This is a genomic window from Flavobacteriales bacterium (assembly GCA_020635795.1).
Taxonomy (GTDB): Bacteria; Bacteroidota; Bacteroidia; order Flavobacteriales_E; family Vicingaceae; genus Vicingus.
In genome coordinates this window covers 868667-894897 of sequence record JACJZD010000001.1, presented here as the reverse complement: position 1 = coordinate 894897, position 26231 = coordinate 868667, and the positions used below count along the sequence as shown (strand labels likewise).

At 33.4% G+C, this 26231-nt stretch carries 23 protein-coding genes; 6 read left to right on the top strand and 17 right to left on the bottom strand.

Going from position 1 to position 26231, the window contains the following annotated elements:
• Positions 1 to 141: 141 nt before the first annotated feature.
• Entirely contained in the window at positions 142 to 603 is a 462-nt protein-coding gene (locus H6589_03865; protein MCB9173723.1) for a hypothetical protein, read from the top strand.
• Positions 604 to 606: 3 nt separating this feature from the next.
• On the opposite strand, the gene H6589_03860 is transcribed toward H6589_03865, so the two are convergent.
• From H6589_03860 to H6589_03825, 8 genes are all read right to left on the bottom strand, one after another.
• The gene (locus tag H6589_03860) at positions 607 to 1839 is read right to left on the bottom strand and encodes an ABC transporter substrate-binding protein (protein MCB9173722.1); all 1233 of its coding nucleotides are present in this window, start codon (positions 1837 to 1839) and stop codon (positions 607 to 609) included.
• Entirely contained in the window at positions 1839 to 2732 is an 894-nt protein-coding gene (locus H6589_03855; protein MCB9173721.1) for a DUF4846 domain-containing protein, read from the bottom strand. The genes H6589_03860 and H6589_03855 overlap by 1 nt, the downstream gene beginning before the upstream one ends.
• Positions 2733 to 2735: 3 nt before the next feature.
• Positions 2736 to 3725 (bottom strand): hypothetical protein, encoded by a 990-nt coding sequence (locus H6589_03850; protein MCB9173720.1) that lies wholly within the window; start codon positions 3723 to 3725, stop codon positions 2736 to 2738.
• A gap of 120 nt (positions 3726 to 3845) precedes the next feature.
• On the bottom strand, positions 3846 to 8918 hold the full coding sequence (locus H6589_03845) for a hypothetical protein (GenBank protein MCB9173719.1): 5073 nt from the start codon (positions 8916 to 8918) through the stop codon (positions 3846 to 3848).
• A 160-nt stretch (positions 8919 to 9078) separates the two neighbouring features.
• Complete coding sequence (locus tag H6589_03840) at positions 9079 to 9828, bottom strand: triose-phosphate isomerase (protein ID MCB9173718.1); 750 nt, start codon at positions 9826 to 9828, stop codon at positions 9079 to 9081.
• A gap of 6 nt (positions 9829 to 9834) precedes the next feature.
• Positions 9835 to 10911, bottom strand: a complete 1077-nt coding sequence (locus H6589_03835) for an ABC transporter permease (GenBank protein MCB9173717.1) — start codon at positions 10909 to 10911, stop codon at positions 9835 to 9837.
• Positions 10912 to 10921: 10 nt separating this feature from the next.
• Entirely contained in the window at positions 10922 to 12397 is a 1476-nt protein-coding gene (locus H6589_03830) for a hypothetical protein (protein ID MCB9173716.1), read from the bottom strand.
• A gap of 66 nt (positions 12398 to 12463) precedes the next feature.
• A complete protein-coding gene (locus H6589_03825; GenBank protein ID MCB9173715.1) occupies positions 12464 to 13006 on the bottom strand; it encodes a DUF1599 domain-containing protein in 543 nt (180 codons plus the stop codon).
• A 25-nt stretch (positions 13007 to 13031) separates the two neighbouring features.
• Between H6589_03825 and folP the strand changes: the two genes are divergently transcribed.
• Complete coding sequence (gene folP, locus H6589_03820; protein MCB9173714.1) at positions 13032 to 13904, top strand: dihydropteroate synthase; 873 nt, start codon at positions 13032 to 13034, stop codon at positions 13902 to 13904.
• Between the two features lie 115 nt (positions 13905 to 14019).
• On the opposite strand, the gene H6589_03815 is transcribed toward folP, so the two are convergent.
• From H6589_03815 to H6589_03775, 9 genes are all read right to left on the bottom strand, one after another.
• The gene (locus tag H6589_03815; protein ID MCB9173713.1) at positions 14020 to 14484 is read right to left on the bottom strand and encodes a hypothetical protein; all 465 of its coding nucleotides are present in this window, start codon (positions 14482 to 14484) and stop codon (positions 14020 to 14022) included.
• 74 nt (positions 14485 to 14558) lie between these two features.
• On the bottom strand, positions 14559 to 16148 hold the full coding sequence (locus tag H6589_03810) for a T9SS type A sorting domain-containing protein (GenBank protein ID MCB9173712.1): 1590 nt from the start codon (positions 16146 to 16148) through the stop codon (positions 14559 to 14561).
• A gap of 80 nt (positions 16149 to 16228) precedes the next feature.
• The gene (lepB, locus tag H6589_03805) at positions 16229 to 17269 is read right to left on the bottom strand and encodes a signal peptidase I (protein MCB9173711.1); all 1041 of its coding nucleotides are present in this window, start codon (positions 17267 to 17269) and stop codon (positions 16229 to 16231) included.
• A gap of 1 nt (position 17270) precedes the next feature.
• Entirely contained in the window at positions 17271 to 18800 is a 1530-nt protein-coding gene (gene lepB, locus H6589_03800; GenBank protein ID MCB9173710.1) for a signal peptidase I, read from the bottom strand.
• Between the two features lie 115 nt (positions 18801 to 18915).
• Positions 18916 to 19632, bottom strand: a complete 717-nt coding sequence (gene dapB / locus H6589_03795) for a 4-hydroxy-tetrahydrodipicolinate reductase (protein MCB9173709.1) — start codon at positions 19630 to 19632, stop codon at positions 18916 to 18918.
• Between the two features lie 86 nt (positions 19633 to 19718).
• Positions 19719 to 20288, bottom strand: coding sequence for a hypothetical protein (locus H6589_03790; protein MCB9173708.1), 570 nt, complete (start codon positions 20286 to 20288; stop codon positions 19719 to 19721).
• A gap of 9 nt (positions 20289 to 20297) precedes the next feature.
• Entirely contained in the window at positions 20298 to 21203 is a 906-nt protein-coding gene (locus H6589_03785) for a ParB/RepB/Spo0J family partition protein (protein MCB9173707.1), read from the bottom strand.
• Positions 21196 to 22008: a ParA family protein gene (locus H6589_03780; protein MCB9173706.1), complete on the bottom strand. Its 813-nt coding sequence runs from the start codon at positions 22006 to 22008 to the stop codon at positions 21196 to 21198. The genes H6589_03785 and H6589_03780 overlap by 8 nt, the downstream gene beginning before the upstream one ends.
• A gap of 21 nt (positions 22009 to 22029) precedes the next feature.
• Positions 22030 to 22716 carry a metal-dependent hydrolase gene (locus H6589_03775; GenBank protein MCB9173705.1) on the bottom strand — a complete coding sequence of 229 codons (687 nt, stop codon included), beginning with the start codon at positions 22714 to 22716 and terminating at the stop codon, positions 22030 to 22032.
• A gap of 186 nt (positions 22717 to 22902) precedes the next feature.
• Between H6589_03775 and H6589_03770 the strand changes: the two genes are divergently transcribed.
• The 4 genes from H6589_03770 to H6589_03755 all read left to right on the top strand — a co-directional run bounded on the left by H6589_03770 (position 22903) and on the right by H6589_03755 (position 26111).
• A complete protein-coding gene (locus H6589_03770) occupies positions 22903 to 23295 on the top strand; it encodes a transcriptional repressor (GenBank protein MCB9173704.1) in 393 nt (130 codons plus the stop codon).
• Between the two features lie 19 nt (positions 23296 to 23314).
• Positions 23315 to 23944, top strand: coding sequence for a peroxiredoxin (locus tag H6589_03765; protein ID MCB9173703.1), 630 nt, complete (start codon positions 23315 to 23317; stop codon positions 23942 to 23944).
• 126 nt (positions 23945 to 24070) lie between these two features.
• Positions 24071 to 24673, top strand: coding sequence for a superoxide dismutase (locus tag H6589_03760; GenBank protein MCB9173702.1), 603 nt, complete (start codon positions 24071 to 24073; stop codon positions 24671 to 24673).
• A gap of 181 nt (positions 24674 to 24854) precedes the next feature.
• Positions 24855 to 26111, top strand: coding sequence for an alpha/beta hydrolase fold domain-containing protein (locus H6589_03755; GenBank protein ID MCB9173701.1), 1257 nt, complete (start codon positions 24855 to 24857; stop codon positions 26109 to 26111).
• Positions 26112 to 26231: the final 120 nt, after the last annotated feature.

Genomic DNA, 26231 nt, shown 5'->3' with positions numbered 1-26231 from the left:
GATTAGATAAACCGAGCCTTAACAGACACAACCCATCATTGCGAAATTAATAATATATTGTTAGAGTTAAAAGCGTTTGAGTTGTAAAATTTGAATTAGAAAACCGTACTCTATTTTAATTATATTTGAATATCTGAAATTATGAATTTCGAATCCAATAAAATACAACTTACTATTTTTAATGGAAAATTTTTGATTTCCGACAGAATGCCAATAAAGTATCTAGAAATTACAGCTTTTCTTATTCTTTGTTCAATTTTTAGTATTTTCTTTCTTGGTTTAGCTGGAATTATATATTCAATAATATTTTGTTTAGGCTATATATTGTTTAGATTTTTTGCTTGGATTATTTGGAAAAAAATTGAGATTAATATAGAAAGTAGAAAATTAACTACTACTCGTATGGTTTTTAACAAAGAAACCAAAACAGACATCATAACAAACAAATTCGATTTTTCAAACCTAATCTTAAAAGAGTTTGAACAAAGTGGAATGAAACGAGGAATGATTCAATACAAAAACCACAAATTAAACGACTTAATGCTTTTGACTCATCAAAAAGATATAGAATTATTAAAAAACGAGTTATTTAATAAGTACTAATTTTTACTCCAACCGCTTGTAATACTCCAACTCATGTTGTAATAAGTTGGGGTGGAAAATTTTAATTAAATCGGCTAATACCACTTCTGGGTTGATAACCCCTGATTCCCAATAATCGTTACCATCAGTAGCATTTATTTTTTTATTATTGTTGTACACCTTGCCTTCTTTAACCGATTTAAAGTTGTTGAGTTTGGCATCAACATCGGTTACTTCTTTAATAGAGTTGTAGGCATTTAAGTTTATCCAATAATCAGCGTTTATGGCTTTTTCAATAATCACTTCTTTGTCTACCATAAAGCTTGAAGTTTCTTCGTTTTGTTTCCACAAATATTCCGCTCCAGCATCGGTAAACAATTGTGCTTGAAACGATTTTCCTCCAGCCAAATACCATGCTCCGTTCCAAGGCATACCCACAAAAACGGTTGGTTTGCTGGTTACTGTTTTGGTGAGTTCTACCAAGTTGTTGTATTTTTCCTCAATGTCGTTGTAAATTAGTTCAGCCAACGAATCTTTATCGTAAAAAGCGGCTACAAACTTTATCCATTCAGCTTTTCCTAACGGGTGGTTTTCCATGTATTCGGAGTTTAACACCACATTTAATCCTAACTTTTTTAACTTATCAATTTTTGATGATGATGATGCATCAATACCAAACGTCATCACTACTTCGGGGATAAGTTCCACCAACAATTCGTAATTAACCAATTGGTTGTTACCAATTTCTTTTATTTGTTGGTTTTTAATGCTGCTCAACACTTTTTCGTTGCTCACATAATCGCAACCTGACAAACCTTTAATTGAACTTAACTCGTTTAATTTGTCAATAAAAGCCACATGGGTTAAACTAAAACAAACGATTGATTTTATGGGTGTTTTTATAAAAACTGCATCATCAAAACCAGTCGGTTTTTCGTTTTTATACAGCACATATTGGTAAGGTGTGCTTTCTCCTTTCCAAGTATTTTTTAAGGTTAATACTTTAAAATCCACCCCATTTTCAATGGTAAAACCAGTAGCATAATTTAATTTAACATTGGTTAATGTTGTGGCATCAGCTAGTTCCTTAGCAGACTCAGAACAACCCAAAAAAGCAAGTAAAATAAAAATGAAAAAATGTCCTTTCGAGTTTTTTCTAAAAGAAAAAGTATCGAGAACAACATTTTTTCTATTCTCGATACATCCCGCAAAAAAGCGGGACACTCGAATTGACAACGTCGTTTTTAGCTGTTTCATTAATCTATAAATCGTTTTAATTCATTGGTTTCAAAAGTCCATTCTGGCGTGTAAACGTGTTGTTTAATTGCCGCAACGCTATACCAAGGGCTTAAATTGGTATTGGATGGATTTTTTAATACATGAATATTTTGTGCTGGCATGTAGCTTTGGACTATCATAAAACATTTGTCACCCGTTTTAGCATTGGTAGCTACATCAACCACTATTACAGCATGACCCGGAAAACCACCCTTGATAAAAACATCACCAATTTGTATGTCTTTTAACTCAACAGCTCGCAATTCTTTGCTCAACGATGATGTCCCTGCATAAGAAAAAATGTTGATTAGGTACTTTTTAAAACTCGCATACGAAGCATTGTTTTGGCTACTTACCCAAACTACCTTGTTGCCTTGTAATTTCGGGTAATAACCGCTACTCCATTTACTAAAAGGAATGCTTACGCCATTGGTGTAATTAAATTTTATTTTAGCTGTTTGTTTGCTTGAGTACAGATATTCGGCACGTAACCGCATTACCGCATCTGCACATTGTTGTAAATCTTTATCGCCAACATCAATGTTTAACACCTTAAACTGAGCGTTTTGGTTTCTTTTCTTGTTTCCATCAAACAAATAAACCGTATTGTCGCCTGTTTTTATGGGTAAATGCTGCAACCACGCTGCAAAAGAGTTTTTAGGAGATTTCAATCGTTGATAATCTGCTGGAGGGGTAATTATGTTTACCAAAGCATTTTTGTAATTGTAATTAAGCCACTCGTAACGATACGAAGTAGTATCAATGTTAATCGTTTCAGGTAAACTAGGTAAAGATTGTGCTGAATTATTAAGACAAGAAATGGTAAAACTCCAACACAATAAAGCTGTTATGGTAAATGCTGTTTTACCCATTGCTTACTTCACCGAAACATTTACGGTATAAAACCCACTGTTTGAAGCATTAAAAACTGTTTCGTGAATGGAAAGAAACAACATTCCACTCTGGCTTGATTTAGCATGATATGAAGCTCCTGCTTTAGTAGAAGCACCTATTTCTCCTATTTTAAAAACTACATTACCATAAGAAGGATAAGTGGATGAAGAATTGTAACTGTCGGTATAATTTTCACTCACCGTATTTTTAACCGAGCCATCTGGTTTGTATTTACTGCCTGACAAGCTCGCTAAAGTCACCTCTCCAGTAGCTGTAATGTTTATGGTTTGTCCTGGTCGGACCATTATACCCGTTTTAAACCAACCACCATTAATGTTTGAACTAATGTGTGTAGAAGCCATTAACTTGAATGTTTTGCTTCCATTGTTATCCCCATCAAAATAGCTTACATCAATTTTTTGAATCTTATCTCTTGGAATGGTTAAAGTACCATACTCCGTTTTTAGCTCAATGTTAGCAAATTCATAAATTCCGCCCATGTTGTATTCGTAATCAATCATCACCACATCGTTGGTTTTGTAGTTACTACTAATGCCATGTGTAGCCTTTAACTCGTTTAAAGCATTTGATAAAGTAAAATCGCTAAAACTACTTGGCTCATAAGTGCCTGTTAATATAACCTCTTCTAAAACAGGAATTGCACCTTGAGAAAGAGCTGTTAAAGCCGTGTAAACTTTGCTTCTCATTTCCTCGTTAGAGTTCAGCAATTGTTTGGCTAAATTGGTAATGTTTGTTTTTTGAGCATTTTCTGGATGTATTCCAAGTTCTATTGATGTTACATTTTGAATAGGCACATCAAGCTGTCCATAACTGGTTTTTAATACCACTTTTGAAACCTTTGTGGTTCCAGTAACAATGTTACCATCTTTTAGCGTTAAGGTAAATTCTGTTTTACTTTGTGCGAAGCACCAGTTGGAGAATAGAAAAGCAATAATTAAAATATGTTTCATTTGATAAAATTAAAAAAATTGATGTATTGTTTTTTTGATTGTCATTGCATGTTAGTTCCTTTCACTTTTCAATTTTTACTTCTCAAAGTAGCCCCTCCTTCGGAGGGGTTGGGGAGGCTTTTACTTTTCAATGGATTCTAAATTCCATAGTGTTTCGGTAATGTTATAACCATTCTTGGTGTAAAACTTACCACCCCATTTGTAGAATATTTTTTCGTAAACATCCACATGTTTACCTGTTACTTTTATTCTTTTTAGGATTACTGCATTGCCTTCTTCAGTAGTCTCTTCTGTTATTCCTTGAGGATATTTGTTCGACAATTCTAAATTCTCACTTGGTTTAAGCTCACCAACATAAACATCATGTGGCTTAACGTTTCTGATTTTTTTATACGAAAGCGTATTTAAATCAGCCAAGGTTTGGTCGTTTTTAGCTCTTTCTTGCTCTAGTTTTTCGTAAAAACGTAAATGGTATTGCGATTTGGATGCATTCATTTCTTTACGCTCTTTTTCTACTTTTTCTAATTTACTTTTAGCATTTTGCCTGTTGTCCGCATGGGCATTTACCCTATCTTTTTCCTGATTAGCCAATTCATTTTTGTACCCTTGCAAATAAGCTGTTTTATCTTTATACGTTTGTTCTTGACGTTTTGCCGATAATTTTATTTCTTCTTCATATTCATTTACTTCTCGTAAACTAATTTCTCTTTTTGAGGTAGCATCTTCAGTTCGTTGTTTTTCCAAACGAGCTATTTCCTCTTTGTATTCTTCCATTTTGGTTACGTTCAACTCATAAAACTTAGAACTTCTCAACTGTTGTTTATGCATGGCAGTAACCATTTCATCTAAACTATCTCTGCTATACTTTCTTCTGTCAAGCGATTTTGTAATCAACACATCCTCTTGGTCTTTCAGTTGTTGCGTATATTCCGCAACCTTCATTTCTCTTTCTTTTCTTCTTTTTTCAGCTAATTCAACGTCGCTTTTTATTTGCTCTACTTGGTTTGCCAATTCTTTTTTGTTGTTGGCTCTTCTATCGTTTGCTTTCTCTTGCAACATCAAATCATTTTCAATCACTTGGTCAGCAAAAGCGTATAATTCCTGTACTTTTTCTTCCAATTGTTTATCCTGACTAGCATTATACAATCGGATATTTTCTTCCATGTCATTATTATCAGCTTTAGCTTTTTGACGTTTGTTTTCAGCACTCGAAATCAATGTTTTTTCAGTGCTTTCGTATTCCTTTTTAGCAGCAACTAATTCTTCATGGTTTTGTTGGTGATATTTATTCGCCTCTTCATATTGCGATTTCATATCTTGTTCCAAACCCTTTAAATTATCATGAGCTCCAGTTATTTTATTATAGGATGATGAAACTAACACTGCCTCTGCACCTTCTACTTCTTTTTTGTAATTTTCTACGGCTATTCCTTTATCCACTTCTCTATTCTTCAATAAATCAGCCATCATTGCTTCCAACTCTTTGTCTTTAGCATCTGTAATTTTTACCCTCGGACCATTTGGGTCGTTACTTACCACAATGGTTTCGTTGGCTTTTTTCATTCTAATTTCAATTTCAGCCAATTGTTCTTTTGGGTATTTTTCATCAGGATAAAATCCTAAAGCTTGCTCGTATTTATACTTGGCATCAGAAAACTTATCAAATTTAAATGCTCTATCAGCATCGTAAATCAAAGAAGTGTATTGCTCTCTTTTTTCTTTTTCTTGTTTTGCTAAAGCATCTTTATCTTTTTCTTGTTGCGATAAATTAGCCAACAAAGCATTAATTTGACTTACTTTTTCTTTCGGGTAGGCTTCGGTTGGCATTAAGTTAATTGCTTCATTATAAAGTCCTAGTGCATCTTTGTAGGTTTGTTTCGAAAACGACTCATCAGCTTGTTTAATTAATGAGTTGTATCGGTCTTGTTTTTGTTTTAACGCGTTGTTCGTTAACGATATTTCCTCTTGTTTTTTTGCCAACTCAGCCAAAATGATGTCAATTTCTAAAATCTTGTCTTTCGGGTAACCTTCGTTTGGCTTAACATTTAAAGCCGATTTATAGGTTGTTTTGGCATTCTCATAATCTTTTGCAGAGAAACTATTGTCGGCCTGAGCAATTAAAGCTTTATATTTTTCCTCCCTCTCTTTTTCAGCCATTAATGCATTTTCTTTCTCTGCAGCCAACTTTGCCAATAAATCGTCAATCTCTTGGATTTTTGTTTTTGGATAAGTCTCGTTAGGTAAAATGGTTGATGCCTCTGTAAATTTACGTTTCGCATCGTCGTATTTTTTAGCTGACAATTCACCTTCTGCCTGAGCAATCACAGCATTGTAATATTCTCTTTTTTTCTTTTCAGCTTCTAAAGCCAATTTCTCTTCTTCGCTCTTTTTAGCCAAATCAGCCAAAAGCTTGGTTATCTCATTTATTTTATCTTTTGGATATTGCTCATCCTTTTTGATTGCCGATGCTTCGTAATACTTGATTTTAGCGTTTTCGTAATTGGTCGTTTTAAACTCATTATCAGCCTCAGCAATTATCTTGTTGTATTTATCATTCTTCTCTTTCTCTGCAGAATTTGCAGCTTCTTCTGCTGCTTTTTTAGCGGCTATATCTGCCAATATTTTTTCAATTTCCGTTATCTTATCTTTTGGATATTGCTCGGTTGGCTTAACTCCCAAAGCTTGGTTGTAGTTCGATTTGGCATCATCATAACTTTTTGAAGTAAAGCTCTTATCAGCAACAGTAATTAATGCTTTATATTTTTCGTCTTTCTCTTTTTGAGCCATTAAAGCCGATTCTTCAGCAGCTTTCTTTTTAGCCAATTCAGCCAAGATATTTTCTATTTCAACCAACTTGTCTTTTGGGTATTGTTCGGTTGATTTTATTGTTAAAGCTTGATTGTAGTTGGTTTTTGCAATGTCGTAATTCTTGTTTTCCATTCCTTTATCTGCTAAAGCGATAAAAGCTTGGTATTTCTCATTTTTTTGTTTTTCAGCCAAAGCAGCAGCTTCTTCTTCGGCTTTTTTCTTTGCCAAATCTGCTAATAACGATTCTATTTCTTTCAACTTATCTTTCGGATATTTTTCTTCGATTTTTATAGCAGAAGCCCCCGAATAACTTGATTTAGCTACATCATAATTTTTAGCTTTAAAAGCCGCATCTGCCTCAGTAATCAAGTCATTATATTTTTGATTTTTAGCCTTTTCTTCAGCTTCTTTTTTAGCTAAATCAGCCAATACATTGTCAATCTCTGTTATTTTATCTTTTGGATATTTTTCGTCAGCTTTTATACCTAATGCAGCTTGATATTTACCTTTTGCATTGTTGTAATCTTTCGAAGCCAACAGCGCATCTGCTTCTTTAATTGTTTTCTGGTATTGCTCCTCTTTAGCTTTGTTTTCAGCTTCTTTTTTAGCCAATTCAGCTAATAAAGATTCTATCTCTTTTAGTTTATCTTTTGGATACTTTTCTTCGGTTTTTAATTCCGATGCCGATTGGTATTTACCTTTAGCTTTGTCATACTCTTTAGAAGTCATTAACCCATCAGCCTCTGTTATCAATTTTTGATACTGCTCATTTTTAGCTTTATTTTCTGCTTCTTTTTTAGCTAAATCGGCTAAAATAGTTGCAATTTCTTTTAACTTGTCTTTTGGATATTGTTCTGTTGGTTTAATTCCTGAAGCAGATTCGTAAGCTTGTTTAGCCACATCGTATTTTTGCAAACCCATCGACTTATCACCATTCGAAATGGCAGCCTGATAAGCAGCTTCTTTTTGTTTTTCTTCCGCTTCTTTCTTCGCTAAATCATCTAACAATGTTTTGATTTCTGCTAATTTATCTTTTGGATATTTTTCAGTTGGTTTAATTGCGGATGCTTGTTGATAGCTGGTTTGAGCTTTTTGATATTCTTTTGCAGTAAACGATTGGTCTGCAGCTGCAATGGCAGCTTTATATTCTTCCTCCAACTTTTTCATATCACCCAACATCTTATCCGCTTCAGCTATTTTCTTTTTAGGATATTCCTCGTTAGCTTTTATCGCTAAAGCTTTATTGTAAGAAGCTTTTGATTTTTCGTATTCTTTCGAATTGAATAAATTATCGGCTTCAGAAATTGCTGCTGCATATTCCTCATCTTTTTTCTTAGCATCAGCTAACAATTTGTCAATTTCCGTTATTTTGGTTTTTGGATAGGCTTCGTATGATTTAATCGAAGATGCTTTAACATATTGTTCCTTTGCTTTAGCATAATCTTTTAATCCAAAAAATTGATCTCCAGCAGCTATTGCAGAATTGTATTCTTCAGCATTCTTTTTCTCATTGTTTACAATATCTTTAATTTCTTTGATTTTATCAGCTGGATATTTTTCATCAGCTTTATAGCTTACCGCCTTTTGATAAGCCAAGGTTGCAGCATCCCATTTTTTTTCGCTGAATGCTTTATCACCTTCTGCTATAGCAGTATTGTATCGTTTATTAGCCTCTTCTGTTGCTGCAAGTTTGTCTGAAATAATCCCCAATTGAAATAAAGGGTATGTTTCGTCAGGGAAAATTTTTGCAGCTTCATCATAAAAGGGTTTTGCCTCTTGGTACTTTTGTGCATTAAATGCTTTATCTGCTGCAGCAATAGCTTTATCGTAACTAGCTTGTTTCGCCTTACGTTCTGCTTCTTGATTTTTTAATCTCGCTGCCAACTCATCTTTTAATCTGTCCAATTCATTTTTAATCGACTTGGTATATTCTGGGTCATAATCCATGTAGCCAGTAGCAGGGTTAAATGCCACTTTAGCAATGGGTTTATTTAAAATAGAAACATCCAAACCATCAATTTTTTCAAACAAGTTCATTTCCATTGGAAATTCAAAACCATATTTGGCATCATCTGGCGGAACATTTTTTGTAGAAAACTCTATACGTTTGGTTACGTGTCCTGGACGAGAAAATTCAATTAAATAAATTCCATCTGGCTCAAGCGCAGCTTGAAACTTACCAGAAGATTCAGATGTGATGGTTTTCCAAACTGAACCATTTTTTTTTATAGTAATTGTAACTCCTTCAAAACGTTTATTGGTTTCTTCTTTTTTAACCGTACCAACAACATCTAAAGACCATTGTCCATAGGAAACAGTACTAACTAGCAATAACACAAAGGCTATTACCAATTTTTTAACTAGATATGCTGTTGCTTTCTGCATCAATGTTTACATACGCTTAACTTACAAATATCGTAATATATACGAATAAACCCTAAAAACAAGGCTAAATTATTCAGCTATTTAAACGTGATTTTTGATTTTTTGTTTTAGCAATTTAAATTAAGATGCTAAAAGCAGAAATATTCCACAAGTACTTGTGTTAAAATGAATTAGAAATGGCAACAAAATCTGTCGCCTTGAGTGATGCTCCTCCAATTAATCCCCCATCAACATCGGGCAAAGCAAAAAGTTCTTTGGCATTAGCAGTATTACAACTTCCACCATATAAAATAGGGATTGAGTTTGCTACAGTTTGATCGTATTTTTTAGCTAAAAAATTTCGTATGTACAAATGCATTTCTTGTGCTTGAAAAGGTGTTGCCGTTTCACCTGTACCAATTGCCCAGACAGGCTCATAAGCTATGACAATATGTTTTATTTGCTCGGATGACAAGTGAAATAAACTTTCGGAAAGTTGTTGTTTTACTACCTCAAAATGAATTTCGTTTTTTCTTTCTTCTAACAACTCTCCGCAACAAAAAATAGGTATTAAATTATTGCTTAAACATTGACTGACTTTATCAGCTAAATCAGCATTGCTTTCTTTAAAATAAGTTCTTCGTTCAGAATGTCCAACCAACACGTATTTTACATTCAAAGAAGCTAACATTTGTGCAGAAACCTCTCCAGTAAATGCACCACTGCTTTCCTTACTGCAATTTTGAGCTCCCACCTGAATTACTGAATTATTTGTTGTTTCAACAACACTAAACAAAAATGGAAATGGCGGAACTAATATTAACTGAGCATTTTTATTAAAATCAGACAATCGGATTTGACGAGTTAAATCAATAGCTTGATTTAAATCTGTATTCATTTTCCAATTACCTGCTACAATTTTTTTTCTCATGTGTTTTTATTTCACTCTAACTCTTGGATCTAAGAGCCCGTAGACAATATCTACAATAATATTGATTACCACAAAGATTGTTGCCGTTAATAATACTCCACCCATAATTATGGGTAAATCAAATTTCATTAAAGCATCATAAAGCACCCAACCAATTCCTTTCCAAGCAAAAATTTGTTCAACAAACAATGCCCCTGCAAGTAAGCTAGCAAACATACCTGATATGGCTGTTACAACTGGATTTAACGCATTTTTTAACGCATGTTTAATCACCACTTTATAAAATTTTAACCCTTTGGCTCGAGCTGTTCGAATGTAATCTTGTGATAAAACATCTAACATTGAACTTCTGGTTAATTGCATTATAGCAGAAACTGGTCTTAACCCAAGTGTTATAGCTGGCAAAATTAAGTTGTCTAACCTTAAAATCTCTCCATTACCTAAATCGTCGTATTCAAACAAACTACCCGTCATATTTAACCCAGTGTATTCCGATAAAAGATACCCAAACAACCAAGAAAAAATAATTGCAGAATAAAACGAAGGTACTGACATTCCCAATATGGATGAAAATAAAAGCGATTGATCCATCCAAGTATTTTGCTTAAGTGCTGCAATTATACCAAAGGCAATACCAATAATAGTTGCCAATAACATTGCTGCTAAAGCCAAAACTGCTGTCTCTAAAAGATAATCACTTAATATTTCTGATACTTTCCGCTTAGTTTGATACGATCGTCTCAAATATGGCGATTTAAACACCAAAACACTTGATTCGCCAAAAGTCATCAATTGTTTATAATCATACTTGTCAGGGTCTAAATATAAATAGTGCTCTGTTTTTGTATCATGAACAGAGATTGGAGACAAATCGTTTAAATACATTACAAATTGAGTAGACAAAGGCTGGTCTAAGCCTAAATCTTTCTTTATTACTTTTAACGATTCTTCATCAGCTCGTTGCCCCATCATCATTCGAGCAGGATCACCAGGAAGAACATTAAAAAGTAAAAAGACAATGGTAATTACTCCAGCCAAAACCAGAAAACCATACAACACCCTTTTTATTATAAAATTTAACAACGTATAAGTTTTACTTTAGATATTTTTCTTTAACCTCTTTATAATCAGGTAAATCATTCGCATTCCATTTTGCTAAAATTTGTCCCTTCTTCAATAATAATACTCCAGGATTTGCTCTAACAATTGTTTTTAATGTAATTGCATCACAGGTAAAAAAATCGAACATGGTTTGATTATCATGCCTGAATTTTTCTACATCTTCATACAATGAAGCTGTTAATCCTATAGTATAATGTCCTTCCAAATTACTTTGGTCGACAAATGTATTAATCTTTTTAACTGTTTTTAAATTTGTCTTTTTAATATCATAAGCAACTACCATAAAAAGATAGCCTTCTTCATTTAAATAATCTTGAGCATAATCGTTACCATCATCAGCAATAATAGTAAAATCGGTAATTGCAGGATGTTCACCCGCAATAATTAACTTGGTTTTTCTATCGTCAAACACATAATTACTATCAGCCCATGGGTAATTTTTCTCTGTAAACTCCTCAACCACTCCTGTAGTTTTGTTTTTGTAATAAAACATGTTTTCAAAAACATCAGGTTGTGCACCTTCTGGCAGAGTCATTTGTTCTGATATGCTTTTGCCAACAGCATAGGGGCGATAATCACGTATTGGTAAATGAACATAGGTATAATAAATAAAGCCTAAAGAAATAGCTGCAACAAAACCAATTGGAATAAATTGTGTGGCTACCGATTTAACTACAAATTTTAAAAGCATATATCCTATAAAACCTACACCTGTAAAAATTAATGGAAAATACCATGAGAATACCCACGAATAAAATCCAACCATTACAAAAGCAGGAATTAAAATGAAAGCGTCATCACGAAGTGTATTCATTTTAATTTTTTGACGTTGAAAAAATACAGGAAGAATCAAAATCATTAAAATCAAATCTTTTGAAAATGATTCCCAAGGTGTTAAGCTTCTACCTAACGAGCCTTTCATGGCATCGCCAAAACAACCACAATCGGTAACACATTGAACTGGTAATTTTTCATTAAAGACTACCTCTTTAGCTCCATCTTCAGCAATAGTAATTTGGTCGTTACTTTCCATTCGAACCAACATACGTTCATGTTCAGGCGAATTTTTAACCACTATGGTTGGTTGATTATATGTTGCTAATGGGTCGCAAGTAGCAGTATGTAATGTTAAAAAGAAAAACACTACTGTTAGTGTTAACAACGAATACACTGTGATTTTTATTCGTGTAGCGAACAACACGGTAAATCCTAAAATAATTTCTAATGCACACAAAAATATGGCAATACCCAAAGCATATTCAGCCATAAATTCGAGCGAGAACGAATCCCACCCTAACATGTTTCTAACACGATAAGCCAACGCTCCGTTTTCGAAATATTCTTCTAATTTATAGCTAAAACCTAGGGTATCATTAGCTTTTATTAAACCCGACACAATAAATAATGAGCCTACTAAAATTCGTGATATGGTTCCTATTAACTTCATAAGTTGCAGTTTAAAAAATCTAAATTAATTCTTCAAACATTTAGTAATTAATTGTTTAACACTATTTTAACTATTATACTCAATTTTAATCATGGCAAATACCGCATAATTAATCATGTCCAAATAATTAGCATCAATACCCTCTGATATCAATGTTTTTCCTTTGTTATCTTCTATTTGTTTGGTTCGCAACAATTTCATTAAAATTAAATCGGTTAACGAACTCAAACGCATATCTCTCCATGCCTCGTCGTAGTCGTGATTTTTATTCTCCATCAAATTTTTTGCTTGAAGAAAATGTTTATCGTACAACTTCTTTGCTTCAGCAAACTCAAGCTCGGTATTTTCATTGTAACCTAATTCTAACTGTACCAACGCCATTATACAATAATTTATAATGCCGATATACTCCGAACGGATACCTTCATCAACTTTGCTAAATCCTTTTTCTTCAATACTTCTGATACGTTTTGCTTTGATAAAAATTTGGTCGGTAAGTGAGCTTGTACGTAAAATTCTCCAAGCACTACCATAATCTTTCATTTTTTTTGTAAAAATGTCGCTACAAATCTTTATTATTGAATCGTATTGTTTAGAAGTATTACTCATTACGTTTTATCTATAACTATAAAATATGTTCACTAAAGAAACTCCGCAAGATACATTTTTTTTGAAAAAAAAATCAATTAATTGTGACGGGAAACTACTAAATTTAGACGAACCCATAGTTATGGGGATATTAAACCTTACTCCTGACTCCTTTTTTGATGGTGGAAAACATAGGCAAGAAGCCGATATTGTTAACCATGTTAAACAAATGTTGAGTGATGGTGCTAAAATTATTGATATTGGGGGCTATTCATCGCGACCAGGAGCATTAGAAGTTACTGAAAAAGAAGAGCTTAATCGAGTTTTACCCATAATAAATTTACTAAAACAAGAATTCGACGAAATAATAATTTCGATAGATACTTTTAGAGCCGAAGTGGCTCAACAAGCCATTAAAAATGGAGCAGCAATTGTTAATGATATTTCGTCAGGAAACATGGATAAAAACATGATTGAAACTGTAGCCGATTTAAAAGTTCCATACATGATGATGCACATGCAAGGGATACCACAAACCATGCAAGAAAACCCTACATACAAAAACATAACTAATGAGGTGATAAACTTCTTTACCGAAAAGCTGGATTTACTCTACAAAAAAGGAGTAAAAGATGTTGTGCTCGACCCTGGTTTCGGCTTTGGAAAAACCATCGAACACAATTATGAACTATTGAATCATTTAAATGATTTCACCCTTTTTGAATTGCCTATTTTAGTCGGTTTTTCGAGAAAATCGATGATTACCAAAGCATTGGACATTAAAGCCAGCGAAGCACTAAATGGCACTACTGCTTTAAATGCATTTGCATTAACTAAAGGAGCAACCATTTTGCGAGTGCATGATGTTGCCGCTACCAACGAAGTAGTGAAACTTTTTAAATTGATGAAGAAAAGTTGACTTTAAACTTTCTGAACAAATTCTGTTCTTAAAATCTAACCTTTTAAATTGAAACCTTATAAAACAAAAAAGCACTCATAAGAGTGCTCTTTTTGTTTAAAAATTCTATTAAATTTTATTCAGCAGTTTGAGTTTTAATTTGCTCAATTTGTCCTGGCAAAGCATCTTTGGTAGCATTTAACGCTTTTGTAGCTTGAGATATAGCTTTAACAGCTTTCATTGAGTTGGTTTTTGGCGTTATCGTTTTTGCCTCTTTCACCACATCATCAGATGTTTGTAACAAAGTGGCAACATCTTTTTGTTGTGCTTCTAAATCAGCTTTTATTGATTTCACCTCTCCAGCATGATTTTTAATATCACCTAATTTTTTAGTTAACTCTTGGTTTTTTTCATACACATCAAAAGCTGAATCTACATATTTATCGGTAGTTCCATGCCCAACAGCAGCTGGTCGTTCAATTTGTTTTACTTCCTTTTTATCATCTTTTTTATCTTCTTTTTGTGCAGAAGCATTAACTGATAATCCTGCTACTAATACTGTTGCAAAAACAACTTTTGCGAATGTTTTTAAATTTTTCATTTTTATTATTTTAATTTTTATAATTTGTAGATAAACAAATATATCATCTTAAACCGATTGAGAAAATTATTTATCTATTTTATCATAATTTTTTTTGTAACAAGTTGGTTTTCAACAAACAGTTGAACCAAATAAAAACCTGCAGAATAATTACTTAACGAAACCATTCCTTTCGAAACTGTTGGTTTGTATTGGTTAATCAGCTGTCCTTGATAAGTGTAAATTCTAATTTCATTAACGATGTTATTTTTTGCATCGTAACCAAATACCTTATCTTTAAAAAAGGTTACCACATTGTCAATTGATTTGTTTTCACTTACACCAACGGTACACAATGGGTCTTCAGTACAAACACTTACTTCTTGCCAAACAGCATTTACCCCTGGTTCTTCGTTAGGATTTGCCCACCATTGATTTTGCCATATTTTACAGTTGTAATAAACTTGTGTTCCAGCTGTTGGATAACTCAATGTTGCATTGTAAACCGCCACACTGCAATACGAATTGCCACCACCCCCTCCACTACAACCAACTGCTCCACCAGTATAAGTTGACATAGTATAATCATTCGCTTCCGTAACTGCTGTTGATTGACTTGTACCGTTTAATACTTTATTTGCGACATTCAAATACGAATAACCTGAACTTGAAGCATTGGTTAACAACATTTGCCAAATCATAATTCCATCGTTATCTCCAACTCTGCTCGGATAATTTTTTATGTGGTCGGATAATGATGCAACATTCGTATGCGTATAAGTATAATATGGACCCCAAGGTTCGTTGGGAAAATGAACACCTGCAGCAACTTTAAATCCGTATGTTTCAGCATAATAAGCATAAGCATCATACATTATACTTCTGTTTGTACTACCCCCAGTATTATACCCTTGAAACGCAATTAAATCGATATCATTACCAACTGCTTGTATAACAGGTATCATGTGTCCTGTAGAGGAAAAACCAAATAAATTAATTCCATTGGTTTGGGCTGTTCCGTTATACAAATTAGCATCTGTTTCACCTGTAAGGGTATTTCTATTTGAAAAAGAAAACGGAGAAGAAGCATCATTATTTACTTGACCTCCTAAAGCTCCGACCCCAGCTGGAGCACAAGCTAAAACATAACCAGCCGATTTGGGCATTAATGCTCTTGAATTGGTAAAAAAATCGATAAAATGCTGAACATTTGCTGCATCTCCAATATTAGCAAATGAGCCATTGGGTTCAAAATCCCAATCAATACCAACAAAGCCCATATCATCTACCAAATCCTTAATTTGCTGATAATTGATGTTACTATAAATGTTGCTACTTGTCCAAAAAGTTTCTCCTCCAATAGATAAAATAACATTTACACCTTTAGCCTTTAATGCCGATACGCTTTCTTTTAAGGCACAACCATCGTATGGTACTTCAATACCTGTATTGGAAATATCATAAGACCCCTGAACATACGTCAAATCAGGTTTGGCAAAAGATAAAAACACAAAATTTACATAAGGGGGAATTTCTCTTAATTTGGAGCTTTGATTGGTTGTCGTCCAAGTTTCTGACCAGGAAGGAAAATAACCCAAAACTACTGGACTAGTAAAATTAAACGATTGACTAAAGGAACTTATAGCACTCGATAACATCATTAATAACAAGACAATCTTCTTCATAATTAAATAGTTAAATGATTAATAACAATCAAAACTAAATAAAGAATACTTATCATAAAAAATTTAAAGCTGAAGAAAAATTAAATAATTTTCTTAAACATTCTATTCCACCTGTTTTTTGATTTGTCTCTCGAAAACAAAATGGTTTGTGCTTTACCTACAATATGATTTTCGGGCAAGAAACCCCAAAAACGTGAATCAGCACTATTATGTCGATTATCTCCCATCATAAAATAATAATCCATTTTAAATTGATACGAATGGGTTAATACTCCATTTATTAAAAATCCACTTTCGGTTTCCTGAAAAGTATTTTCTTCATACACTTCAATTATGCGTTGATACAAGTGTATGTTATTTGTATCGAGTTGAACTGTTTGACCTTTTTTAGGGATAATCACTGCACCAAAATAATCGATGTTCCACAAATAACTCGGATGATAGGGGAAAATATAATCGGCATGAGTATTTGGCTCAACTTCTATTTTTTTTATGGAGTGAACAAAATCTTTAGCTTTTAGCTGATAATAAGCCGAATCAGTCATGGTTAATTCCCAGTGATTTTCTAATCCATCCAATCCTCCTTCGGTTATATCATAATTTAATAAGGTGTCGTTAGTGATTGGCTGAGTAGTAATTACTTTATAGTTAAACTGAGCTTGTTGTGGTAATTGTATTTCTATGTTATTGATGAACACTTTTTTATTGTCAATTTTCAAGGTATCTCCGGGCAAACCAATACAACGTTTAATGTAATACGCTCTATGGTCGACAGGATGTTCGGTATCGAAAGGATAATTGAATACCACCACATCATTTCGTTTAACTGAATCAGTAAAAAAACGATAATAAGGCAATTGAATAAACTCTAAATACGATTTAACGCCTTCGAGCATGGGTAAAAATTGGTGGGTAAGAGGTACACTTAATAAGGTAATTGGCGAACGTGCACCATACGACATTTTGTTTACATAAATTAAATCGCCTGGCAATAAGGTTTTTTCCATTGATGATGAGGGTATGGTAAACACCTCAAAGAAAAAAGCCTTAATTACCATTACAGTAATTAAGGCTAGTAACAATGCTCTAATCCAATCTTTTATGGATTTGAATGCTTTCAATTTAATGAACCAATGAAAATAAACGTTCCCAACGAATTCTACCTAACTGACTATCGTACGATAACCAAACAAAAACAGCCTTACCCACAATGTGATCCTCTGGAACAAAACCCCAAAAACGTGAATCTAACGAGTTGTGACGGTTATCCCCCATCATCCAATAATAATCCATTGCAAATGTATAGCTATCGGCTATTACGTTATCGATATAAATTTTATCACCAACCACACGTAAGTCATGTCCTTCGTAATTATTAATAACTCTACTATACAAAGGCAAAGTTTTTAAATTTAACTGAACAGTTGTTCCTTTTTTTGGAATAACAAATGGTCCCATATTATCTCTAGTCCAATTGTAATTGGTATCGTGAGGAAAAACTGGTAAATTTTGAAACTGATACACGTAACCTAAAGGCTCTATAACTTTCTCAACCGATTTTACATAAGAAAACTGTTTTACTTTTTCAGCAGCTTCATCGGTTAATGTTAATTCAAATTCATTTTTATTTTGCAATTGTTGAATTGGCTCTGTAGTAATGTTTTTCTTTTGTAAGGTTTTTACGTTAAACCCTGTACCATCTGTAACCACCTTATACGTAAATTGAGCATTTGGGTCAAAATAAGCTACTTGGTCGTTAATCATTAACTTACTATCTACTATTTGTAATTTATCACCTGGCAATCCCACACAACGCTTGATATAGTTTTCTTGTTTATCGGCAGGGCGACTTGCCACAGTAAAATTAGAATACACAAAATCTTTTCCGTAATCACGAACCAATTGTTCGTATACTTGATTTTGGTGTTCTAACACCACTGTATCTCCAGCGGGAAAGTTAAATACCACACAATCGTTACGCTCTACATTGCCCATTGCAGGTAATTTAGCATAAGGGAATTTTACCATTTCTAAATACGATTTTTTTCCACCAACAAAAGGCACCCACTCAGGGAAACTATGATGAGTAAAAGGAAAACTAACTGGAGTATTAGGAACTCTGGCACCATAGGCCATTTTGTTTACAAACAAAAAATCGCCCACCAATAACTTTTGCTCCATAGATGATGTTGGAATGGTAAACGCTTCCATATAAAAGCCTCTAATTAAAGTAGCTGCAATTACTGCAAAAACAATGGCATCAGCCCATTCTCTACTTTTTGTTTTTTTGTATTTAGCAGCTTCTTCATATCCAATAAATTTAAAATCGTCTTGAAAAGAAATGTAAGGCAAATAAATACCCGCAAATACTACCCCTAAAAAATGTTCCCAAAATTTAACTTTACCAAACAATTTCATCAATTCTACAATAATCCCCATCCAAACCACAAAACCTAAAAAAGGGATATAGTAAACAATTGTCCACCAAATAGATTTTTTTACAGCTTTTACGGCTAAATGCGTACTGTAAAATGGCACTAAGGCTTTCCAACCTTCTATGCCTAATTTTTCGAAAATCTTATACAATGCAATATGCGTTGCAATAAAATAAACGATTGATAAAATGATAAATGCTGTTATACTGATTTCCATATTCGTATAGTTTATGAGTTTAGTGGTTTATAAGTTTCCCATCCCCAATCCTTCCCAAAGGGAAGGGAGATTCCATTTCCGTCAGCTGACGGAGGTTAGGGGAGAATTTTTGTTTTCAATTAAATAATACATCTTTCATGGTAAAAATACCTTTTTTGTTGTAAATGTATTCGGCACCAATAACGGCACCTAATGCAAATCCATTTCTATTGTACGCCGTATGGGTTATCGTAATATCATCTTCTGCCGATTGATAAAAAATTTCGTGAGTTCCTGGTACATCATTTACTCTTTTAGAAATAATACTCAACTCGTTTTCATTAATTGAATCTTGGTTTACCCAAGTTGATTTTCTATCCAAATTTTCAATAATTCCTTCTGCTAAAGTAATAGCAGTACCACTTGGAGCATCCTTTTTTTCGGTGTGATGAATTTCTTCCATCTTAACACTATAACTTGGATAATTATTCATAAGCTGAGCCAACTTTTTATTGAGTTCAAAAAATAAATTAACGCCCAAACTGTAATTGGTCGCATGCAAAAGTGTATTATTTGTTGCAAGACATTTCGATTTAATTTCATCAAAACGGCTGTACCAACCTGTAGTACCAATAACTACGGGTAAATTTGCTTCAAAACATTTATCAATGTTACCAATAGCCGACGAGGGGTCAGTAAATTCAATAGCTACATCACACTTCTTTAAATTTTCGACAGTAAAATCGGAAATGTTTTCTAAATTAATTTTTAGCAGAACATCATGACCACGTTCTATAGCAATTTTTTCAATTGCTATTCCCATTTTTCCGTATCCTATTATTGCTATTTTCATTCCTTTAAAAACTAAAATTGGTGGTGTTTATTTTAAATTACTCCTTGTTTTACATTGTCGGTAAATACACTTTATAAAAGGTTATTTTATAGTGTGATAATTAAACTAAAACCCTTGCTTAAATTTTTATTATCAGTTAATTGCATGCTTGGTTGAAAATGAAAGGTTAGATTATCGTTTACCGGAAAAGTAAACAAATGTGCATCAACTGTAGCATCAACAATATTAAACACATAAATTAATCCTGCAATGATGTAGGAGAAATCGCGATTTCTTCTATACACATCCATGTTTGTTCTAATGTTTGCATCAGTTAAGATACCCTCAAACTCATCAACTGTGGCAACATCATCATCAATACGAATTAAGTATGCACTTCTAAAACGTTTGTATTCTTTATTGTTAGAAAAAGCAAAATATAACGAAGTCCCGATACCACCGTAAATGATGGGTAATTTCCAATATTTTTTATTGTAAACTTGTCCTAAACCGGGGACAGCCATACTCATTAGAGTGGCTTTTGTAGGAGAATGTTTTCTTGTTTTAACCGAATCTAAAACAATGGTATCGCTTTCTAACGTTTGTGAAAAACCTAACTCAGTTATAAAAAAAATAACCAGACAAGTTAATAAGATATGTTTAGTGATGGTTATCACAATATTGGGTTACAAGCCAAGTAATTCAATCACTCTTTCCAATTGGTCTTCCGATTCAAAAGGTATTACAATTTTGCCTTTACCTTTTTTGTTCGATTGCAATTCAACTTTTGTTTGTAAAATGTTGGTTAAATCTTCTTGTATCTTTAATTGAGTAAAGGTTAAATTACTTGTTCTTCCTTTGTTAAACAAGGCAACTTTATCCACTTCAACTGGTTTATTACCTTTTGCAATTTCTTCAACTTGACGAACAGACAAACCTTCGGCAACAATTTTTCTAAACAATGTTAATTGCTTTTTAACATCACCAATATTAATTAAAGCACGAGCATGTCCCATGGTAATGTCTTTGGTTCTTATCGCCAATTGTATTTCAGCAGGAAGCTTTAGTAACCTTAAAAAATTGGCAACAGTAGAGCGTTTTTTTCCCACTCGCTCACTTAGTTTTTCTTGAGTAAGGTTACACTCTTCAATTAATTTCTGATAACTAAAAGCTACTTCTATCGCATCTAAATTCTCACGTTGAATATTCTCCACCAATGCCATTTCAAGCATTTCTTGGTCGTTTGCAATACGAATAAAGGCTGGTATTCTGTCTAACCCAGCAATTTGACTCGCTCTAAATCTTCGTTCACCTGAAATTAATTGGTATTTATCATACCCTAATTTACGTACAGTAACGGGTTGAATTATGCCTAATTCTTTGATAGAATCTGCCAATTCCAACAAGGCTTCTTTCTCAAACTGTGTTCTAGGTTGAAATGGATTTGCTTCGATATTCGTAATCAATATCGTAGAAACAGTTCCAACTACATTTCCGTTATCACTTGCCGATTTTGAGGTTATATCTGTATCTGCACTTTGTAATAATGCTCCTAATCCTCTTCCTAATGCTGGTCTTTTATTATTACTCATCCTCTAACGCTATAATTTTTTCAGATGAAGGCATCTGAGTCAAGTTATTTTTTTGAAGTATTTCTCTAGCCAAATTTAAGTAGTTAATTGCACCTTTTGATGTAACATCGTGCATAATAATGGTTTGCCCATGACTTGGTGCTTCACCTAATTTAGTGTTACGTTGTATAATGGTATCAAACATCATGGCTTGAAAATGTGTTTTTACCTCCTCTACCACTTGATTTGACAAACGTAAACGGATATCGTACATGGTTAACAACAAACCTTCAATGTCTAAATCAGGATTTAATCTCGATTGAACTATCTTAATGGTATTCAATAATTTACCTAAACCTTCTAATGCAAAATATTCGCATTGAATTGGAATAATAACCGAATCGGAAGCAACCAAAGAATTAATGGTAATCAATCCTAACGAAGGTGAACAGTCAATTAAAATAAAATCGTATTCATCTTTAATTTGAGCCAGCGATACCTTCATCATTTTTTCACGATTAGGTAAATTGATTAACTCAATTTCGGCACCAACCAAGTCGATGTGAGCTGGTAAAATATCTAAATTTGGTGAATCGGTATGCAAAATAGCATCTTTTGGAGCTATTTCATTAATCAAACATTCGTAAATGCTTGTTTTAATGTTGCGAGGGTCGAAACCAACACCTGAAGTTGAATTGGCTTGCGGATCAGCATCTACCAAAAGTACTTTATACTCTAATACACCCAATGCTGCAGCTAAATTGATAGCTGTAGTTGTTTTTCCTACTCCACCCTTTTGATTTGATATTGCTATTATTTTTCCCATATTTATTTGTACTTATACTGGTTAAATGCTTATTGTTTTGGTTTCACCGATGGATAACAAAATTAACTCTTTTCCTGCAGCTGCAAACTTCTTTATTGCCTCTTCTTTATTTATTTTTATATAAGGAAACGTATCGTAGTGAACGCCAACTATTTTATTACATTTTATAAATTCTGCAGCTCTAATAGCATCATCAATTCCCATCGTAAAATTATCGCCAATAGGCAAAACGGCAAAATCTATCTTTTCGTATTCACCTATCAGTTTCATGTCGTAATGCAACGATGTGTCTCCTGCATAGTAAAAATTACCTGTAGCAGTTTTTACAATAAAACCACCTGGATTTCCACCATAAGTTCCATCGGGCATAACACTTGAGTGTTCAGCTTTTACAAATTTAACTTTACCAAAATCAAATTTCCAAGTACCACCAAAATTCATAGGGTGATAATTTTCAATTCCTTTAGCAACGTACCACATGGCTATTTCATAATTAGAAACCACCGTAGCTTTTGTTCTTTTCAATATATCTTCGGCATCGGCTAAATGATCTTCATGTCCGTGAGATATTAACACATAATCACAATTAATTTTATTTACATCAATAGCTTTTGCCAATTCGTTAGACGAAATAAATGGGTCAAACAAAAGATTTGCATCCCCTGTATTAACCGCAAAACAAGCATGTCCGTAATAAGTTAATTGCATCTTTAATTTTTAATACTTACAAAGTAACTTAAAAGTACCTTAATTAGCCGACAAGCTAACCCACAGTTACCAACTATTTTTAAACAAAATTTTGTTAATTGATTCTTAATAATTTTTTCAATTCATTTTTATTTTCAAAGTATTATATTTAAATTTGTACTCATTACAATTTTATAATAATAACAAATGAATATTCCCACATACCTATCCGAAAACGACATTAAGCCTTCTTATCAACGAATTAAAATATTTGAATATTTATACAAAGAGATGAATCATCCAACGGTTGATGTTATTTATAAAACCCTTGCCCCAGAAATCCCAACACTATCAAAAACCACGGTTTACAATACCTTAAAATTGTTTGTTGATAAAGGAATAACATCAACAGTAACCATAGAAAATAATGAGGTAAGGTATGATGCCATAGTTGAACACCACGGTCATTTTAAATGCAACTTGTGTGGTAAAATTGTGGATATTCCTTTAGACTTTGAAAAATTAAACTTGAATGAATTGCAAGATGTAAGCATCGAAAAAACGCATGTTCATTTAATCGGAAAATGTAATAAATGTTAAACTAAAATAAATTAAAAAAATGAGTGTATTAGTAGGAAAAATGGCTCCAAAATTTTCAGCAAATGCTGTAGTTGATGGAGGAAAAATTGTAAACAACTTTACTTTAGAGCAGTTTAAAGGTAAGTATGTAATTTTATTCTTTTACCCAAAAGATTTCACTTTTGTTTGCCCAACCGAATTGTTTGCTTTTCAAGAAAAATTACAAGAGTTCAAATCTAGAAATGTTGAAGTAATTGCTGTTTCGACCGATACGGAGCAATCGCACTGGGGTTGGTTACAAATGGAGAAAAACCATGGCGGAATTAAAGGTGTTACTTATCCTTTAGTTGCAGATACCAACAAAACTATTTCGATGAACTATGATGTATTGGCAGGAGATTTCGATTGGAACGACGAAGGCGAAATGATTGCAAATGGAGAATTGATTGCATACAGAGGATTGTTCTTGATTGACAAAACTGGCAAAGTAAGACATCAATTGGTAAACGATTTACCTTTAGGTAGAAATGTTGACGAAGCAATAAGAATTGTTGATGCTTTACAACATTTAGAAGAACATGGTGAGGTTTGTCCAGCTAACTGGGTAAAAGGAAAAACAGCTTTAACAGCTACTCATGATGGTATTGCTGATTATCTAGCAAAACACTAATTATTAATTAAATGTCATTTCGAGTGAAATGGAATGAAATCGAGAAATCTTTTGAGTTACTTGATTTATAAGATTCCTCCACTTCGGTCGGAATGACAATGTATATAAACTTATAAAAACAAAAAAATTATGGCATTTGAATTAGAAAAATTACCGTATGCATTTGATGCATTAGAACCACATATCGACGCAAGAACAATGGAAATTCATCATGGAAAACACCATGCTGGATACACTGCAAACTTAAACGCTGCAGTTGCAGGAACTCCTTTAGAAGGAAAATCCATTGAAGATATTCTTAAAAACTTAGACATGAACAACATGGCTGTTCGTAACAATGGTGGTGGTTTTTACAACCACAACTTGTTTTGGAACATGATGAGTCCTAACGGTGGTGGAAACCCAACTGGACCTGTTGCTGAAGCTATTAACAGTACATTTGGTTCTTACGACGCTTTTAAAGAACAATTCTCGAAAGCCGCTGCAACTCGTTTTGGTTCTGGCTGGGCTTGGTTGTGTGTAAAAGATGGAAAATTAGAAATTTGTTCAACACCAAACCAAGACAACCCTTTAATGCCTGGTGTAGGATGTGGTGGAACACCAATTTTATGTATTGATGTTTGGGAACACGCTTATTATTTAAACTACCAAAACAGAAGACCTGATTACGTTGGTGCTTTTTACAATGTAATCAACTGGGACGAAGTAAACAGAAGATTTAAAGGATAATTACCAAATAAATACTTTAAAAGAAAGGCTCCATTTGGAGCCTTTCTTTTTGTGCAAAAAAACACCTCAAAATAGGTTTCTTACCGTTTTTTGAATCCTAAAAAAATCAATTGAATTTTTAGGGAAAATCACATTTTTTGATTAAGCTTGTGTAACCTATATAAAAACTAAAAAAAAAGCTATGAAAAAACTCTCCATTTTTTGTCTTGCATTAATCTCAAGTTATCAATTATCAGCTCAATGTGATGGTAGATACCAGTCGGATATCTTTAGCAATGCTGACGTCAGTACTGTTCAATATGGTAGTAACCAAGATTTAAACTCTACAACTATTAACTTAACCATGGACATTTATCAACCTCAGGGTGATACTGCTACCAATAGACCTTTAATCATTTTTGCTCATGGTGGTTCTTTTTCTGCGGGTACAAAAAATGATGCTGATATTGTTTATTTCTGTACACAGATGGCAAAGAAAGGATATGTGTGTGCCTCTATCAACTACCGATTAGCGCCTAGTGCTTTCTCGTTAATTGCTGAAGAAACTACTGTAAAAGTGGTATTAATGGCAATACAAGATGGTAAAGCTGCCGTTCGTTATTTTAGACAAGATGCAGCAACAACAAATACATACAAAATTAATCCCGACCAAATATTTATGGGCGGAACATCTGCTGGAGGTATTTTAGGAATTAACCTTGCTTATTTAGACTCTACCGATGTAATGAGTACTAATTGGCAAAATTGGAGTACTCAAATTGGTGGTTTAGAAGGAAATAGTGGTAACCCTGGATATTGCTCGTATGTAAATGGAACTTTTGGCTTTGCGGGCGGAGTTGCTGATTTAAACTGGATTAACAATAACGATGTACCTTGGTATGGTTGCCATGCTGAAACTGATAATACGGTTAAAATTGGTTATGGACAACCTCTAAATGGATTTACTCCTGTTTACTTGTACGGAAGTGATTCGATAAATGGACGATTAAACAGCTTAGGCATACACGCAAGTTACGACCGTTATGCAGGAGGTGCTCACCCACCGTTTAATGGTTCTAGTACTATTATGGCAAACAACAAAGATAGTTTAGCTGCCTTTTTGTACCGAATATTGGATTGTAACCCTAACAATTTACAATTACCAACTCAAAAAACATGTAACACAAGTGTAGGTTTAGCCGAAGTAACTAACAAAACGATTGAAGCTAAAATTTACCCTAACCCCTTTAACAACCAAATAACAGTTGAATTAAACAACAACTATGCGTTAAACAACACTAGAATTAGTATTATTAACTCTATTGGAGAAGTATTAACCGACCAAGCTGCAACAAGCTACATTAATACCATTAGCTTAACCAACTTGGCACAAGGTGTTTACTTTGTAAAAATTAGTTCTCCTGAAGGAATTTCTACTCAACTGATAGTTAAACAATAAGAACTTAAATTTAAGATATCATAAAAAAAGCAGCCCTCAATTGAGGGCTGCTTTTTTTATCTATGAGTAGAGACGGATTATTATCCGTCTGCTTGCGATTTTATTTATTTCGTTCCAAGC

Bases quoted from the DNA above. Each gene is read 5' to 3' on its own strand.
- H6589_03865 (MCB9173723.1), top strand. From the start codon at position 142: ATGAATTTCGAATCCAATAAAATACAACTTACTATTTTTAATGGAAAA.
- H6589_03860 (MCB9173722.1), bottom strand. From the start codon at position 1,839: ATGAAACAGCTAAAAACGACGTTGTCAATTCGAGTGTCCCGCTTTTTT.
- H6589_03855 (MCB9173721.1), bottom strand. From the start codon at position 2,732: ATGGGTAAAACAGCATTTACCATAACAGCTTTATTGTGTTGGAGTTTT.
- H6589_03850 (MCB9173720.1), bottom strand. From the start codon at position 3,725: ATGAAACATATTTTAATTATTGCTTTTCTATTCTCCAACTGGTGCTTC.
- H6589_03845 (MCB9173719.1), bottom strand. From the start codon at position 8,918: ATGCAGAAAGCAACAGCATATCTAGTTAAAAAATTGGTAATAGCCTTT.
- H6589_03840 (MCB9173718.1), bottom strand. From the start codon at position 9,828: ATGAGAAAAAAAATTGTAGCAGGTAATTGGAAAATGAATACAGATTTA.
- H6589_03830 (MCB9173716.1), bottom strand. From the start codon at position 12,397: ATGAAGTTAATAGGAACCATATCACGAATTTTAGTAGGCTCATTATTT.
- H6589_03825 (MCB9173715.1), bottom strand. From the start codon at position 13,006: ATGAGTAATACTTCTAAACAATACGATTCAATAATAAAGATTTGTAGC.
- folP (MCB9173714.1), top strand. From the start codon at position 13,032: ATGTTCACTAAAGAAACTCCGCAAGATACATTTTTTTTGAAAAAAAAA.
- H6589_03815 (MCB9173713.1), bottom strand. From the start codon at position 14,484: ATGAAAAATTTAAAAACATTCGCAAAAGTTGTTTTTGCAACAGTATTA.
- H6589_03810 (MCB9173712.1), bottom strand. From the start codon at position 16,148: ATGAAGAAGATTGTCTTGTTATTAATGATGTTATCGAGTGCTATAAGT.
- lepB (MCB9173710.1), bottom strand. From the start codon at position 18,800: ATGGAAATCAGTATAACAGCATTTATCATTTTATCAATCGTTTATTTT.
- dapB (MCB9173709.1), bottom strand. From the start codon at position 19,632: ATGAAAATAGCAATAATAGGATACGGAAAAATGGGAATAGCAATTGAA.
- H6589_03785 (MCB9173707.1), bottom strand. From the start codon at position 21,203: ATGAGTAATAATAAAAGACCAGCATTAGGAAGAGGATTAGGAGCATTA.
- H6589_03780 (MCB9173706.1), bottom strand. From the start codon at position 22,008: ATGGGAAAAATAATAGCAATATCAAATCAAAAGGGTGGAGTAGGAAAA.
- H6589_03775 (MCB9173705.1), bottom strand. From the start codon at position 22,716: ATGCAATTAACTTATTACGGACATGCTTGTTTTGCGGTTAATACAGGG.
- H6589_03770 (MCB9173704.1), top strand. From the start codon at position 22,903: ATGAATATTCCCACATACCTATCCGAAAACGACATTAAGCCTTCTTAT.
- H6589_03765 (MCB9173703.1), top strand. From the start codon at position 23,315: ATGAGTGTATTAGTAGGAAAAATGGCTCCAAAATTTTCAGCAAATGCT.
- H6589_03755 (MCB9173701.1), top strand. From the start codon at position 24,855: ATGAAAAAACTCTCCATTTTTTGTCTTGCATTAATCTCAAGTTATCAA.